Annotated in this window: 14 protein-coding genes; 1 reads left to right on the forward strand and 13 read right to left on the reverse strand. The window is 46.3% G+C overall.

Translation table 11 applies throughout. The features are described from left to right. Positions 1-13: 13 nt before the first annotated feature. The 5 genes from rpoZ to ACXAEA_RS15875 form a co-directional block, all read right to left on the reverse strand. A complete protein-coding gene (rpoZ, locus tag ACXAEA_RS15855) occupies positions 14-238 on the reverse strand; it encodes a DNA-directed RNA polymerase subunit omega (protein ID WP_475096841.1) in 225 nt (74 codons plus the stop codon). Continuing rightward, entirely contained in the window at positions 239-853 is a 615-nt protein-coding gene (gene gmk, locus ACXAEA_RS15860; protein ID WP_475096843.1) for a guanylate kinase, read from the reverse strand. A gap of 9 nt (positions 854-862) precedes the next feature. Beyond that, a complete protein-coding gene (remA, locus tag ACXAEA_RS15865; RefSeq protein WP_023614949.1) occupies positions 863-1126 on the reverse strand; it encodes an extracellular matrix/biofilm regulator RemA in 264 nt (87 codons plus the stop codon). 56 nt (positions 1127-1182) lie between these two features. Then, positions 1183-2058: a YicC/YloC family endoribonuclease gene (locus ACXAEA_RS15870; RefSeq protein WP_475096844.1), complete on the reverse strand. Its 876-nt coding sequence runs from the start codon at positions 2056-2058 to the stop codon at positions 1183-1185. Between the two features lie 110 nt (positions 2059-2168). Then, complete coding sequence (locus ACXAEA_RS15875; protein ID WP_475096845.1) at positions 2169-4859, reverse strand: cation-translocating P-type ATPase; 2691 nt, start codon at positions 4857-4859, stop codon at positions 2169-2171. 151 nt (positions 4860-5010) lie between these two features. Here ACXAEA_RS15875 and ACXAEA_RS15880 point away from each other — a divergent pair, with 151 nt between their 5' ends. Further along, complete coding sequence (locus tag ACXAEA_RS15880) at positions 5011-6717, forward strand: Rqc2 family fibronectin-binding protein (protein ID WP_475096846.1); 1707 nt, start codon at positions 5011-5013, stop codon at positions 6715-6717. Positions 6718-6780: 63 nt separating this feature from the next. On the opposite strand, the gene pyrE is transcribed toward ACXAEA_RS15880, so the two are convergent. From pyrE to ACXAEA_RS15920, 8 genes are read right to left on the reverse strand one after another with little or no spacing between them, the layout of a single operon-like run. Next, positions 6781-7413 (reverse strand): orotate phosphoribosyltransferase, encoded by a 633-nt coding sequence (gene pyrE, locus ACXAEA_RS15885; protein WP_475096847.1) that lies wholly within the window; start codon positions 7411-7413, stop codon positions 6781-6783. Further along, the gene (gene pyrF, locus ACXAEA_RS15890) at positions 7410-8126 is read right to left on the reverse strand and encodes an orotidine-5'-phosphate decarboxylase (RefSeq protein WP_475096848.1); all 717 of its coding nucleotides are present in this window, start codon (positions 8124-8126) and stop codon (positions 7410-7412) included. Before pyrF ends, pyrE begins: the two co-directional genes overlap by 4 nt. Continuing rightward, a complete protein-coding gene (locus ACXAEA_RS15895; RefSeq protein WP_475096849.1) occupies positions 8098-9039 on the reverse strand; it encodes a dihydroorotate dehydrogenase in 942 nt (313 codons plus the stop codon). The genes pyrF and ACXAEA_RS15895 overlap by 29 nt, the downstream gene beginning before the upstream one ends. Then, positions 9036-9809, reverse strand: a complete 774-nt coding sequence (locus ACXAEA_RS15900; protein ID WP_475096850.1) for a dihydroorotate dehydrogenase electron transfer subunit — start codon at positions 9807-9809, stop codon at positions 9036-9038. Before ACXAEA_RS15900 ends, ACXAEA_RS15895 begins: the two co-directional genes overlap by 4 nt. Beyond that, positions 9806-13018 carry a carbamoyl-phosphate synthase large subunit gene (gene carB / locus ACXAEA_RS15905; RefSeq protein ID WP_475096851.1) on the reverse strand — a complete coding sequence of 1071 codons (3213 nt, stop codon included), beginning with the start codon at positions 13016-13018 and terminating at the stop codon, positions 9806-9808. Before carB ends, ACXAEA_RS15900 begins: the two co-directional genes overlap by 4 nt. Beyond that, complete coding sequence (locus tag ACXAEA_RS15910) at positions 13005-14102, reverse strand: carbamoyl phosphate synthase small subunit (protein WP_475096852.1); 1098 nt, start codon at positions 14100-14102, stop codon at positions 13005-13007. The genes carB and ACXAEA_RS15910 overlap by 14 nt, the downstream gene beginning before the upstream one ends. Then, positions 14099-15382, reverse strand: coding sequence for a dihydroorotase (locus ACXAEA_RS15915; protein WP_475096853.1), 1284 nt, complete (start codon positions 15380-15382; stop codon positions 14099-14101). The genes ACXAEA_RS15910 and ACXAEA_RS15915 overlap by 4 nt, the downstream gene beginning before the upstream one ends. Next, positions 15345-16289 carry an aspartate carbamoyltransferase catalytic subunit gene (locus ACXAEA_RS15920; protein ID WP_475098145.1) on the reverse strand — a complete coding sequence of 315 codons (945 nt, stop codon included), beginning with the start codon at positions 16287-16289 and terminating at the stop codon, positions 15345-15347. The genes ACXAEA_RS15915 and ACXAEA_RS15920 overlap by 38 nt, the downstream gene beginning before the upstream one ends. Positions 16290-16409: the final 120 nt, after the last annotated feature.

A 16409-nucleotide genomic window follows, 5' to 3' on the forward strand; every position in this document is an offset into this window, starting at 1 on the left:
TGTTATCGCGGAATTATTCGTTGATGTTTAACTCTTCGTGGCTGGCTGCAGTTTTGAAATGAAGCTTTTCAGCGTTAATTTCCTCAAGCGCCTTACCAACGAATTTATGTGAAACATACTTTTCGATTTTCGGATCCATGTGAACCTGCATGCTGCGTGCACGCTTGGCTGCTACAGATACCAATGAATATTTGGAATCAATTTTCGTCATAAGTGAATCAATAGAAGGATAAAGCATTTATTCTACCTCCAGCATTTTTTTATAGCGATGTTGAACCCGTTCCCTGCGGCAGTGTTCAGCAACGACGATTGACTTCACTCGTGCGGCTGCTCTTTCAACCTGGTCGTTTTCAACAACGTAATCATACAATTCCATCATTTCAAGTTCTTCTCTTGCGGCTTTCATCCTGCCCTTGATGATATCCTCCGTCTCTGTGCCTCTTGTCACGATTCGGTTCTCAAGCTCTGAAAGGCTAGGTGGTGCAAGGAAAATGAACAATCCTTCCGGGAATTTCTTCCGGACCTGGCTTGCTCCCTGTACCTCAATTTCAAGGAACACATCCTTGCCGGCATCAAGTGTTTCCCTGACGTACTCCACTGGAGTGCCATAGTAGTTGCCAACAAACTCTGCGTATTCAAGCAGCTGGTCCATTTTGATCATCTCTTCGAATTCTTCCCTTGATTTGAAGAAATAATCAACTCCATTCCTCTCTCCCTCCCGAGGCAGCCTCGTTGTAGCTGACACGGAATATTCAAAAGCGGTATCCGGCTGGGAGAATAATTCTTTACGGACCGTTCCTTTGCCAACACCTGATGGTCCTGAAAGAACAATCAACAATCCTTTTTCCTGCATTAAAAAGTCCTACCCTTCATCAATAATATCATCACGATCATTCAAACGGTGGGCTACCGTTTCCGGCTGAACCGCAGAGAGAATGACATGGTCACTGTCCATTACAATGACAGCCCTTGTTCTTCGTCCGTATGTAGCATCTATTAACGACCCGCGATCGCGTGCATCCTGGATGATCCTTTTTATCGGTGCCGACTCAGGACTTACGATCGAAATGATCCTGTTCGCTGAAACAATATTGCCGAAGCCTATATTTATAAGCTTTATTGCCATGCTGGTCCCCCAATCATCAGTTATTTATTTTGGCCTTTCAAGGCTCTTTCTAAACGCTATTCTATATTTTGGACTTGTTCCTTCACCTTTTCAAGGAGGCTTTTCATTTCGACAACTTCCCTGGCAATTCTTGAATCATTCGCTTTGGATCCAATCGTGTTGACCTCGCGATTCATTTCCTGAAGAAGAAAGTCCAGTTTCCTGCCAAGAGGTTCATTCACCTTCAGGATCTCGGTAAATTGGCTGATATGGCTTTCCAGTCTGGTAATTTCTTCGCTTATATCCGCTTTATCGGCAAAAAAGGCCACTTCATTGAGGATCCTGTCTTCATCTGCCTGGCCGTCCAGGAAGTCCGCCATTTTCTTTTTCAACCTCTCCCGGTACTGCTCCACAACATCCGGTGCAAACTTGTTCACGCTGGAGATATTCCCTTTTAATAGCTGGATGTATTGCAGTACATCGTTTTCAAGGGCCTCTCCTTCAAGCTGGCGCATTTGGACCAGCTGCCTGCCTGCATCCTCAATTGCAGAAAGGACAAGCAATTCAAGATCATCATTTTCGGCTTCTTTTTCTTCGATATGAATCATTTCTTCCCTGCTTAAAACATCCCGGAGTTCAAGCTCCCCGGTTATGCCGTACCTGTGTTTGATCTCAGATATGTTATGGACGAATTCGTCCAGGGCTTCCCAGTCTATATGTACACTTCGGCTAACTGCGCCTTCACCCTCCAAAGTTACAAATACTTCGACTCTCCCTCTTTTTATGTGTTCGCCAAGTTTCTTTTTGATTTTCTCTTCTGTTTTCAGAAGCTGGCGGGGCATGCGAATGTGGAATTCACAGAAACGGTGGTTGACCGTTTTCACCTCAACCGTAACACTGAACCTTTCAGACTCAGCCTTGCTCCTTCCAAACCCAGTCATACTGACGACCATTTCAGACACATCCATTCTCTCTAAAAAGTCGAATTCATGCAGACCCATGGATCGGGTAAATTATGTAAAAAAAAAGAAAGGCAATAGAGCCTTCTCTATTACCTAACGGATTATATCATATTTCTCTTTGTTTTTCTTGCAAAAAATGTTCCGGCAAGCAAAAATGTAGGAACTGCCGATAAACCAAGGATCAGCAGCCAGTCAGATGGCATGATTGATACTGTATGGAAGATTGGCTGTAAAGCTGGTGAGTAGATGACAACAAGCACCATCACGAGGGATGAAATGACAGCCCAAACCAAATACTTGTTTCCAAAAGGATTGCGGGCAAAGACAGACTTTTCGCTCCGGCAGTCAAACACATGGATCAGCTGGGCCATGACCAATGTCGCAAATGCAATTGTCTGTGCATATGCCAGATCATCTGGATTCCTGTGATAGACGATCATGAAGGCGAACAAGGTTACCAATCCAATCAAGAAGCCTCTTGAAACAACTTTCCATCCCAAACCGCGCGCAAAAACTCCTTCTCTAGGATGGCGGGGCGGCCTTTTCATTACATTATCCTCCGGCTGGTCAAGTCCAAGTGCCATTGCCGGAAGTCCGTCGGTCACAAGATTAACCCAGAGAATCTGGATCGGAACGAGTGGCAGCGGCAAGCCAAGAATCATCGCAAACAGCATGACGAGGATTTCTCCAACATTTGAGGCCAACAGATACCTGATGAACTTCCTGATATTTTCATAGATATTGCGGCCTTCTTTAATGGCCGCTTTAATCGTTGCGAAATTATCATCTAGCAGCACTAGCGCGGATGCTTCCTTAGCTACATCTGTTCCGGTGATTCCCATTGCTACACCAATATCAGCCGCTTTGATTGCCGGAGCGTCGTTCACGCCATCCCCTGTCATCGCAACAATATGTCCACGATTTTGAAGCGCTTTTACTATTTTTAATTTGTGTTCCGGTGATACTCTCGCAAATACGGAAACATCATCAACTATATCCTCAAGCTCCTCTACAGACATCTCAGAAAGCGCCTTGCCGTCAATAACCTTGCTGTCCTTTGTTAAAATGCCGAGCTGTTTTGCAATCGCTTTAGCGGTAATCACATGGTCTCCAGTGATCATTACCGTCTTGATTCCAGCGTCCCTGCACTCTTTTACAGCCGTCTTTACTTCTGGTCTTGGCGGGTCGATCATCCCCTGCAGCCCAATGAATGTCAGGCCCTTTTCGGCTTCATTTTCATGAAGGACTACCGTGTTTTGCGGGATTGGTTTATAGGCAATCGCGATTGTCCTCAATGCGTTTCCTGCAAGCTCCTCAATTGCCCTCTTTACCTTGTCAGAAAGATCCTTTGAAAGATATTGCTGTCTTTCTTCCCAAAGGATCGATTCACTCAAGCCGATCAGCACATCCGGAGCCCCTTTTACGACTGCAAACTTCCTCCCTGTTTTATCCTTGACGATCATGCTCATCATTTTTCGCTGAGAATCGAATGGGAATTCATTGATGATTTCAAACTGATCCAGCAAACTGTTTCTTCTGTAGCCAGCCTTCATGGCTGCCACCAGCAATGCTCCCTCAGTTGGATCGCCGTCAATCGCGTACTCACCGTCTTTTTCAATCATTTCTGCGTGGTTGCACAACATGCCAAACGTCAATAGCTGCTGAAGTGATTTCTCGCTTTGTGGGTCGATGCTTTTTTCATTTTTATAAAATGATCCTGTCGGGGAATAACCAACACCTTCGACAGTCCAGGTTTTTCCGCCGCTCCATAAGTGTGTGACGGTCATTTTGTTTTGTGTCATCGTTCCTGTCTTATCAGAGCAAATGACAGATGCACATCCAAGCGTTTCGACAGCCGGAAGCTTCCTGACGATTGCTTTCTTCCTGATCATTCTCTGGACACCCAAAGATAAAGCTACGGTAACAATTGCCGGAAGGCCTTCTGGTATTGCAGCAACGGCCAAACTAACCCCTGCCAGGAACATCGTATATAAATCATGCCCCTGAAGGACACCGATTCCAACGACCAATAAAGTCAGGAATAACGCAGCTGTAATGAGGATTTTGCCTAGCTGCTCAAGCCTGCGCTGCAATGGTGTTTCCTGTGCTTCTGCTGATTGCAGCAAATCTGCGATCTGGCCCATAGCTGTTTTCATGCCAGTAGCAACGACCACACCTGTCCCGCTGCCCCTGGTGACCATCGTGCCCATGAACGCCATATTCTCCATGTCTCCAAGACCTGGATTCGGAATCCTTAACGGACTTGTGTTTTTCTGGACAGGTACAGATTCCCCGGTAAGAGCGGATTCTTCAATCTCCAGGCTCCTTGATTCAATCAGGCGGATATCTGCACCAATTCTGTCTCCGCTGGTGAATTTCAGGATATCTCCTGGCACGACTTCTCTTGAAGGGACCTTCACCCATCCTCCATCTCTTAATGCATGTACCTGAGGAGCTGAGAGTTCTTTTAGTGCATCAAGTGATTTTTCTGCTTTTCTTTCCTGAAAAAAACCTAAAACGCCATTTACCAGAACGATGGCAATGATGGCGATTGCATCAACCATTTCACCAAGAAGGCCGGATATCAAAGTTGCTGCAAGGAGCACCAACACCATGAAATCTTTGAACTGGCTGAAAAATAATAACAAGGCCGATTGTTTTTCCCCCTCGGCCAATGCATTATACCCATGCTGTTCACGTCTGCTTTTTACTTCCTTTTCATCCAATCCTTCTGTAAAATCTGTTCTTAAGGCACTGGCAATTTCAGTTTCATTCATCTCATGGAACTTCATGGGGCCATCACACTTCCTCCTTGTTTGTCCTACTCTAAAGAAAGCTTATTCAGCCCTGTCCAAAAAAATGATAAAATGTTATGGAAAGCTATTTCAGCCATGGTCAGAATACATATATGACGATAGATAAATAGAAAAGGATGTATTTCAAATGTCATTTGACGGATTGTTTACAAGAGCCATCACGAACGAACTTTCTACCCTCCTAAAGGGAGGACGTATCAATAAAATTCACCAGCCATATAAAAATGAAATCATCCTTGCCGTAAGAGCAAACGGTGTGAACCACAAATTGCTTCTGTCTGCTCACCCGAGCTACGCAAGGTTACAACTCACAAATGAGCAATATGACAACCCAAATGAGCCGCCGATGTTCTGTATGCTTTTGCGCAAGCATCTTGAAGGCTTCATTATTGAAGAGGTCAAGCAGGCCGGACTTGACCGGATGATCATTTTCGAGGTGAAAGGGAGAAATGAACTCGGGGATCTTTCATACAAGCAATTGATTATTGAAATCATGGGCCGGCACAGCAACATCATTATTGTGGATAAGAACCGCAATCTGATTCTGGACAGCATCAAGCATATTTCTTTTGCTGTGAATACCCATCGTGCTATTATGCCAGGGCAGCAGTATGTCATGCCTCCGCAGCAGGAGAAAGTAAACCCGTTTGAATCACAAGAAGAAGATGTGTTAAGACTCATCGATTTTAACGCTGGCAAACTGGATAAGCAGCTCGTGGCCAATTTTGCAGGGGTCTCACCAGTCTTGGCCAGGGAAATCGTTTTTAAGGCCGGGCTCGCTAATCGGTCTACGCTGCCAAAGGCATTTCTGGCTGTGATGGATGAACTCAGAAATCATGCCTATACTCCATCCATTTCATATGGAAACAGCAAGGAAGCCTTCTACCTGATTCCTCTCGAGCATATGAAGGGAGAAGTAAAAACCTTTGAATCTTTGAGCAGCCTGCTTGACCGTTATTATTTCGGCAAGGCAGAACGTGACCGGGTCAAGCAGCAGGGAAATGACCTTGAGCGACTGATCGGGAATGAAAAAGAGAAAAATGAGAAGAAAATCAAAAAACTTGAAGTAACCTTGGAGGACGCGAAAAAAGCAGAACAGTTTCAATTGTACGGGGAGCTTCTGACAGCAAATATCTTCATGGCTCAAAAAGGAATGAAAGAAATTTCGGTCGTTAATTATTATGATGAAAACGGAGCATCCATCACGATCCCATTGGATCCGAGGAAGACTCCTTCGGAAAATGCCCAAAAGTATTTTACGAAATACCAAAAAGCCAAGAATTCAGTTAATATTGTAAAAGAGCAAATTGAATTAGCAAGTGCGGAAGCTGCTTACTTTGATTCCCTGCTCCAGCAGGTTGAAACAGCATCTCCGAAGGATATTGAAGAAATCAGGGAAGAATTGATCGAGGGCGGGTATATTCGCGCCAGGCAAAAAAAAGGCAGTAAAAACAAACCAAATCTTAAACCTGTCCTGGAAAAATACATCTCTTCGGACGGTACCGAAATCATTGTCGGGAAAAACAATAAACAGAATGATTATTTGACCAATAAAGCCGCTGCCAGAGATGACATTTGGCTGCACACAAAGGATATCCCAGGCTCCCACGTTGTCATCCGCAGCAAAGAGCCATCAGATGAAACGATTCTTGAAGCAGCACAGATTGCAGCCTACTTCAGCAAAGCAAGGAATTCAAGCTCCGTTCCCGTTGACTACACGAAAGTGCGCCATGTCAAGAAACCAGCCGGAGCAAAGCCTGGATTCGTGATATATGAACAGCAGCAGACAGTTTTCGTGACACCGAATGAAGACCTGATATTAAAATTAAAGTAATCAACAATGAAGAACCCGCCAGGACACAGCTCCGGCGGGTTCTTCTTTTTGCTGATTTTCATTCTATTTAATTGCGGCTCCCCATTCGAGTGGATCCTTCCGCCATATGGCTAAGCTTTCGAGGTTTTCGCTGGTGATCAGGCCTTTTTCCTCTGCTAGCTTTGCCAGAGCAGTAAAGTCTGTCAATGAATATGCAGTTATTTTCTCAGACTTCAACTGCTGAATACCTTTTTCAAGTTCATATGTAAAAATCGAGACAACTCCGAGTACTTCACAGCCTGCGTCGCGCAATGCCTGCACGGCTTCGATCACACTGCCTCCTGTTGAAATCAAATCCTCGACAACAACGACTTTCTGTCCCTCAGACACCTTTCCTTCGATTTGATTACCTTTTCCATGCCCCTTTGCTTTTGAGCGGACATAGCTCATGGGAAGGTCAAGCAGCTCGCTTACCCAGGCAGCATGAGGGATTCCAGCAGTCGCTGTCCCCGCGATCATTTCAACTTCAGGAAAATGCTCAGCAATCAAACTTTTCAGGCCTTCCGCAACCTTTCTGCGGACAGCAGGATATGAGAGAGTCAGACGGTTGTCACAGTAAATTGGTGACTTTAACCCAGACGACCATGTGAATGGATTCTCCGGCTGTAGGCTTACAGCTTCAATTTCAAGCAACGCCTGCGCTATTTCTTTTTTCATTTAAAAACACCCTTCCATTCATTTTTAATCGTCTGGTAACTCTCGTGCGGATTTGCTGCACGTGTAATGGGCCTGCCGACGACGATTGCTGAAATTCCTTGTTCCCTTGCAAACTCTGGAGTTGCCGCCCGTTTTTGATCATGCCTTCCGCTCCCTGCAGGACGGATTCCCGGTGTGACGGTAAGGAACTCGGCCCCCTGATGACGGTGGATTAAACCAGCTTCATGCGGTGAGCAAACAACCCCATCGAGTCCGGATTTCTTTGCCAGGTCAGCATAATTCAATACCGAATCCTGCAAAGATACACCTATTAATTGTTCCTTTCTGACCTGTAACTCTGAAGTACTTGTCAGCTGAGTAACTGCGATACAGAACGGCCTTTTGCTTCCGGTAGGTGTTCCGGCATCCAATCCGTCTATAGCTGCTGCCATCATTTCAGATCCGCCTGCCGCATGCACATTGACAAGGTCACATCCCAAGCCAGCAAGCACCTTCATCGCACTCTTGACCGTATTCGGAATGTCGTGGAGCTTCAAGTCGAGAAAAATTTGATGGTTCTGCTTCTTCAATTCTTCTATGATTGCCGGTCCTTCTGAATAAAACAACTCCATGCCTACCTTCACAAAAAGCTGTTCTTGTTCAAAAGGCTTAAGGAACTCGAAAACCTGGTCCCTTGTGGGAAAATCAAGGGCGATAATAAGCGAGTCTTTCATTCTTCTTCCAGCTCCTCCCCGTTAATTCGGAAATATGGTCAGCGCCAAGCTTTGAAACATAATCCGGCAATTCTTCAATGATTTTCGGGCAAATCAATGGGTCAACGAAATTTTGTGTTCCGACTGCCGCAGCGCTTGCCCCGGCAAGGAAAAATTCGATGACATCTTCAGCTGACTGGATTCCTCCCATGCCAATGATCGGAATTGATACCTGCTGGCTGACTTCATAGATCATTCTGATTGCTACTGGCTTAATAGATGGTCCAGACAATCCGCCTGTTTTGTTCGCCAGGATCGGCTGACCTGTAGCCAGGTCAATTCTCATTCCAAGCAGGGTGTTGATCATCGTGAGTCCATCCGCACCGCCATCCTCGACTGCCCTTGCAATTTTGACAATATCTGTCACGTTCGGAGATAGCTTCACATACACAGGCACTTCAGATACTTCTTTTACTTTTCTGGTCAATGCCTTTGCCATTTCAGGATCAGTGCCAAAAGCAATCCCGCCTGTTTTTACATTCGGGCAGGAAATATTCAATTCAAGCGCATGAACATTCGGTGCCTTTGACAAACGTTTTGCTACCTGCACATAATCATCTTCGGTTGAGCCGGCAATGTTCGCAATGATCGGCACATCATACTGTTCAAGCCAAGGCAGTTCTTCATTGTATACTTTCTCCAGACCGGGATTTTGCAGGCCAATGGCATTAAGCATCCCTCCCGGTGTCTCGGCAACCCTCGGAGTCGGATTCCCAAATCGCGGTTCTGGAGTCGCGGCTTTCACCATGATGGCTCCCAGTAAACTCAAATCATATAATTGGCTGAACTCTTTGCCAAAACCAAAGCACCCTGACGCAGGCATTACCGGATTTTTCAAATTGAGCCCCGGCAGCTTAATTGAAAGTGTACTCATATGACAACCTCCCCCGCTTGAAAAACTGGTCCATCGCTGCAAACTTTTTTATATGAAAATCCTGTAGGATCCGCTTGTATGTGACATACACATGCGAAGCATGCACCGATTCCGCATCCCATTCGTTCCTCTAGCGACAGATACGTTTTTGGTGCATATTGACCTTTCTCGATCGCCCGCAGCATTGGGGTAGGACCGCATGCAAACAAAATATCTGCCGGAGCCCCGATATCTGCCAGGATATCGGTGACGAATCCCTGTCTACCATGCGATCCATCAACAGTGGCGACATAGACTTCACCGAATTCAGCCAGCTCTTTTTCGTAAAAAACAGCCCTGTATGTCTGGAACCCAATTATGCTTATCACCTTGACTCCATTCCGGGCGAGCTGTTTGGCCAATTCGTACATAGGAGGAACTCCAACTCCACCGCCAACAAGGATGGCCGTTTGCCCTGGCTTTGCTTCGTTAACTGGAAACCCATTCCCTAAAGGTCCCAGGACATCTACTGACATTCCTGAGTTTTTTTCAGAAAGCAGGGAAGTGCCTCGTCCCTGCCTCCTGTAAATAATCGTGAATGTATCACCATCGATGGAAGAAATACTGATTGGCCTTCTCAATAGCGGATCGAATCCCTCAGAAACCTTCACATGGACAAACTGCCCAGGCTGCTCCATTTCGGCGGAAAGCTCGCCACTTAAAACCAGTTCATAAATATTGTCGGCAATTTCCCTGTTGCTGACTATTTTGCAGTTTTCCTGCCTGATCATGAATGGACACCTTCTTTGGCTTGCTCCATCGGCTTAAGGGCATCGGCAGAGAATGTCATAGATTCAATGACTCTTAATATGGCCTTTGCTGTATCGAGTGAAGTCAGGCACGGCACTCCATTCTCAACTGATTCACGGCGGATCCTAAAGCCATCGCGCTCCGGCTGTTTCCCTTTTGTCAGCGTATTGATGACCATCTGGGCTTCCCCGCTGCGGATTACATCTATGAGATTTTGGCCCTCCGATCCAATCTTGCCGACAGTTTTCACCTTAATGCCGGCAGTCTGCAGGTATCTTGAGGTACCCTCTGTCGCCATCAATTGATAACCGATATTTGAAAATCTTTTCGCCAGCGCAAGTGCTTCTTCTTTATCTTTATCTGCGACCGTGAGCAGGACGGTACCGAACTCTTTGATTTTCATCCCTGCAGCAATCATCCCTTTATATAATGCTTTTTCGAGAGTTGTATCCTTGCCCATTACTTCCCCGGTTGATTTCATTTCAGGCCCAAGCGTAATGTCTACGCGGCGCAATTTTTCAAAGGAGAACACTGGCACCTTGACATATACTCCTTCTTGCTCAGGAACTAAACCTGTTTCATAACCTTGTTCTTTAATGCTCTGGCCGAGGATCACCTTTGTAGCGATTTTAGCCATTGGGACATTCGTGATTTTGCTCAGGAATGGAACAGTCCTGCTGGAGCGAGGATTAACCTCGAGTACATACACTTCCTCATTCGCGATGACATATTGGATGTTCAGCAATCCAACAATATTCAATCCCTTTGCAAGATCGATCGTGTACGATACAAGCTTTTGTTTTACTTCTTCACTAAGGCTTTGCGGAGGGTACACCCCGATGGAATCCCCTGAGTGGACGCCTGCTCTTTCAATGTGCTCCATAATTCCAGGAATCAGTACATTCTCGCCATCAGAAATCGCATCGACCTCTACTTCTTTTCCTGTCAGGTAACGGTCGATCAAGACGGGATATTCCGGATTTACCTTGACTGCGTTTTTCATATAGTGAAGCAGTTCTGCCTCTTTATAAACGATTTCCATCGCTCTGCCGCCGAGTACATACGAAGGACGGACAAGGACTGGGTAACCGATTTCTGCTGCGATTTCCGCCGCTTCCTCCACTGACTTCGCTGTGCTTCCTTTTGGCAGTGGTATACGCAGATCTGACAGTGCATGCTCAAACTTGTCACGGTCCTCGGCACGGTCAAGATCCTCAAGACTTGTTCCCAGAATCTTTACACCCCTGTCCACCAGCTTTGAAGCTAGATTGATAGCCGTCTGGCCACCGAATTGGACGACAGCTCCAATTGGCTTTTCAAGATTGATAATATTCATGACATCCTCGATTGTAAGTGGTTCGAAGTACAATTTATCAGAGATGCTAAAGTCAGTAGAGACAGTTTCAGGATTGTTATTGACGATGATTGCCTCATAGCCCGCCTCCTTGATCGCTTTTACAGAATGGACGGTTGCGTAGTCGAACTCGATCCCCTGCCCAATTCTGATTGGACCTGAACCAAGCACGATCACACTTTGCTTGCCAGTGACCACCGATTCGTTTTCTTCCTCGTATGTTCCGTAGAAATACGGTGTTTCAGACTCAAACTCGGCTGCGCATGTATCAACCATTTTAAAGACTGGAATCAGCCTATTTTCAAGCCTCCAGTTGTACACTGCTTTTTCATCCGTATTCCATAGATTTGCCATTACCGTATCTGAAAAGCCCTTTCTTTTTGCAGACTTGGCTGTTTCTAAGTCAAACGGGTGATCAGCAATCTCCTGCTCAAAAGCTATTAATCTCTCTAATTTATGAAGGAAGAATAAGTCGATTTTGCTCCAGCCGTGAAGCTCTTCGATTGTGATCCCTCTTCTGATCGCTTCAGCCAGATAAAACAATCTCTCGTCACCAGCTTTGCGGATTCTCTTTTCAAGCAATGCATCATCTATTTCGTCTTTATTTTTCAAGGAGAGATGTGTAACATCCGCTTCAAGTGAACGAATTGCCTTTAGCAATGATTCTTCAAAGGTTCGGCCGATTGCCATGACTTCGCCTGTTGCTTTCATTTGTGTTCCGAGTGTACGGTTTGCGGATTCAAATTTATCGAATGGCCAGCGCGGAATCTTGGTTACGACATAATCAAGCGCAGGCTCAAAGCAGGCATATGTTTTGCCAGTCACGGGATTCAGCATTTCATCAAGTGTCAGTCCAACTGCGATTTTTGCAGCCAGCTTGGCGATCGGATAGCCTGTTGCTTTCGATGCCAGTGCCGATGAACGGCTGACGCGCGGATTTACTTCGATTACATAATAATTGAAGCTGTCAGGATCTAGTGCAAGCTGGACATTGCAGCCGCCCTCTATCTTAAGAGCCCTGATGATTTTCAAGCTCGCGTTCCTGAGGAGCTGGTATTCCCGGTCACTAAGCGTCTGGCTTGGTGCCACTACGATTGAATCTCCTGTATGCACACCGACCGGGTCGAAATTTTCCATATTGCAGACGACAATCGCATTGTCATTGCTGTCACGCATCACTTCATACTCGATCTCCTTGAATCCAGCAATGCTCTTTTCTAGCAGACATTGTCCTACCGGGCTGTTTTTCAGGCCGCTCGACACGATCTCAATCAATTCTTTTTCATTGCTGCAGATTCCGCCGCCTGTGCCACCCATAGTGAATGCAGGCCGGACAATCACCGGATACCCGATTCTCTCCACAAATGTGTAGGCTTCATCAAGGCTGTGGATGATGTCGCTGTCAGGGACCGGCTGACCAAGCTCGTTCATCAGGCTTCGGAACAGCTCCCTGTCCTCTGCCTGGTTGATCGCTTCTAGCTTTGTTCCGAGAATCTCAACGCCGCATTCTTCCAGCACTCCTGCCTTTGCCAGCTCAACAGCCAGATTCAGGCCGGTCTGACCTCCAAGGGTTGGCAGGATAGCATCTGGCCGCTCCTTGCGGATAATCCTTGCCACAAACTCCTGGGTAAGAGGTTCTATATATACAACATCAGCTATTTCAGTGTCAGTCATGATTGTGGCAGGATTCGAGTTTACTAGGATAACCTTATAGCCCTCTTCACGCAAAGCGATGCATGCCTGTGTTCCTGCATAATCAAATTCTGCAGCCTGGCCGATAATGATTGGGCCTGACCCGATGACTAATATACTGTTAACATCCTTACGCTTTGGCATTTATGACAGCCTCCTTTTTTTCTGCTTCAACTAACTCCATGAATTGATCGAACAAACCGTTCGCATCTTCTGGCCCTGGCGATGCTTCTGGATGATACTGAACCGTAAATGCTGCAAAATGTTTATGGGCAAGTCCTTCGATCGTGCCATCGTTCAGGGCCATATGTGTAACTTCCAGGTCTGTACCTGCGACTGAATCTTCTTTAACGGTGTATCCATGGTTTTGAGAAGTCAGTGCGACTTTCCCTGTTTGCAAATCTTTAACGGGATGGTTGGAGCCGCGATGTCCGAATTTCATCTTCTCTGTATCTGCCCCGCCGGCAAGGGCGAACAGCTGGTGTCCCAAACATATTCCGAACAACGGAACCTTGCCCAGTAACCCCTTGATCATTTCGATTGCTTCAGGAACATCCTTTGGATCCCCAGGTCCATTGGAGAGCATGATGCCATCCGGACTAAGGCTGAGGATTTCTTCAGCTGTCGTATTGTAAGGGACAACAATGACATCGCAGTTCCGGTCATTCAATTCTCTCAGAATTCCGTGCTTCAGCCCGAAATCGACGAGAACCACACGATGTCCACGGCCCGGACTTGGATATGCAGTCTTTGTGGATACTTGTTTTACCTGATCGTTAGGCAAGCACTTGCTCTTTAAAGCTGCAATAACCTCCTCTGGATTTTCATCGATTCCACAAATGGATCCTTTCAATGTTCCATGCTTGCGGATAATCTTCGTCAGTTTCCTTGTATCGATACCAGCGATTCCAGGTATGTTTTTCATTTTTAGGTATTCGTCCAGAGACAGCTCCGAACGCCAGTTGGAAGGGAAATCCGCGCTTTCTTTTACAATCATGCCATGGACTGAGGGACTGATGGATTCAAAATCATCCCTGTTGATTCCGTAATTCCCAATCAAAGGATAGGTTAGTGTCACAATCTGGCCGCAGTAAGATGGATCAGAAAGGATTTCCTGATAGCCGGTCATCCCAGTGTTGAAAACAACCTCGCCTGTTGTTGCCTTTTCACTTCCAAAACCCTTACCCACAAAGACCGTTCCATCTTCCAGAATCAATTGTTTCTTCATGCTGTTACAACTCCCTTTTCCCAGACTATTTTTCCTTCAGCAATCGTTAGAACAGGCCATCCCTTGCAGCTCCAGCCTGTGAATGGTGTATTCTTTCCCTTTGATAAGAATTCATCTGAGTTGATTTCTTTTTCTTCGTCAAGGTCAATCACGACGATGTCAGCAGGAGCCCCAACCTTTAGCACTCCATATGGCAGCCCGAATGATTTCGCAGGCTTGGCAGTCAAAAACTCAATCAGCTGTTTTAAAGTAATGATGTTTGTTTTCACCAAGTGTGTATACAAAAGCGGAAATGCTGTTTCAAGCCCGACAATACCGAATGGAGCAAGCCGGATTCCCTCTGCCTTTTCCTCGCTTGTATGCGGCGCGTGGTCAGTGGCAATGAAATCGATGGTCCCGTCGAGCAGCCCTTCAATCAATGCCTCCTGGTCCGCCTTGCTCCTTAGCGGTGGGTTCATTTTATAGTTGGCATCATTTCCGGGAATGTCATCTTCATTTAAAAGCAGGTGATGCGGTGTTACCTCAGCTGTGACTTTAATGCCATACCGCTTCGCATCTCGCACCGCTCTGACAGATTCCTTCGTACTGATATGGCAGACGTGGTAGTGGCAGCCTGCCTCTTCGGCTAGCAGGATATCCCTTGCTATATGTACAGACTCACACACTGAAGGGATTCCGTTGATTCCCAGCTCCTCGGCTTTCCTTCCCTGATGGAGCGAGCCTTTGTTGATCAATGTATTGTCCTCGCAATGAGCGACGATTGCCATATCAAGCTTTGCAGCCCTCTTCATTGCTTCGAGCATCATTCCTGCAGACTGTACTCCGACACCGTCATCAGTCAGGGCAAAAGCACCCGCTTCCTTCAATTCAGAAAACTCAGTGAGCTCCTGGCCAAGCTCCCTGATCGTAATCGAAGCATATGGCAGAACACGGACTTTAGCAGTTTGCTGAATTTTTTCCTGAAGCCATTCGAGCTGATCTTTTGAATCAGGAACTGGCCTAGTGTTCGGCATGGCAGCAACTGTTGTGAAACCACCTCGTGCCGCAGCCCTCGTTCCTGTCGCAATCGTTTCTTTCTTTTCTCCTCCCGGCTCGCGCAGGTGGACATGCAAATCGATAAATCCCGGTGCAAGCAATTTCCCTTCGGCATCGATGATTTGTTGGGAATCGGCTACTAGTTGAGGTCCAATGGCTGCTATTTTCCCATCCTCTATTAAAATATCAGTTGCTTCAAACCCGTTCTCAGTAAGCAATTTGCCATTTTTGATCAACATTGACATGTTTCATTCCCCCGTTCTTGTATTCGAGTGCTTTTTTCAACACTGCCATCCTTATGTATACTCCGTTTTCCATCTGTTTGAAGATTCTTGATTTCGTGCTTTCCACTAATTCATCCGCGATTTCGACACCGCGATTGACCGGTGCTGGATGGAGGATGATGCTTATCTCCTTCATTTGATTCTCCCTCTCAATCGTTAAGCCGAATCGATGATGGTAATCATTTTTATCAAAAAGTATGCTGCCGTCATGGCGTTCATGCTGTACTCGAAGCAGCATGACCACATCTGCTTCCTTAATGGCATCATCGACAGTCATGTATCTGCAGCCAGCAGGAAGATGATTAATGCCCACCCAGGCTTCAGGTCCTGAAAAAACAACATTTGCTCCAAGCCTTACCAGGGCATCGGCATTCGACCTCGCAACACGGCTGTGGAGGATATCGCCGATGATCGTCACTGTCAGTCCCTTAAAGCTTCCGAATTCTTGCTGGATCGTCATCAGGTCAAGCAATGACTGGGTTGGATGGTGGCCAGTCCCATCACCGGCGTTGATGACCGGAATCGAAATCCCCTTTTCAAGTTCAGAAAAATAATTGTCCGCGCTGTGCCTGATCACGACCGCATCTGTGCCAATCGCTTCAAGCGTCCTGACTGTGTCATACAATGTCTCGCCTTTAAGGACGCTTGATGTCTGCACCTCAAACGGTATCACCTCAAGCCCCAGCTTGCGTTCTGCGATTTCAAAGCTGGATTTTGTCCTTGTGCTTGGCTCGAAGAATAAATTGCTGATGAACATTTTTCCTTTAGGCTTCCATGTCATGCCTTTAGAAAAATCGTCCGCAGTCTTAAGGATTTCCATGATCTCCTCTATACTCAATAGCGATGTGGTCAACAGGTCCCATTTCATCATTCGTCAGCCCCCTTATTTTTCTAGAAAAAAAGCACCCTGTCTGATAACAGGGTGCTTTACTGTGAGCTTTTGCCGGCAAAAATCCGCGACATCGCTGGATTTTGTGCATGGTGAATA

Source organism: Mesobacillus sp. ABV4_180, from assembly GCF_056158485.1.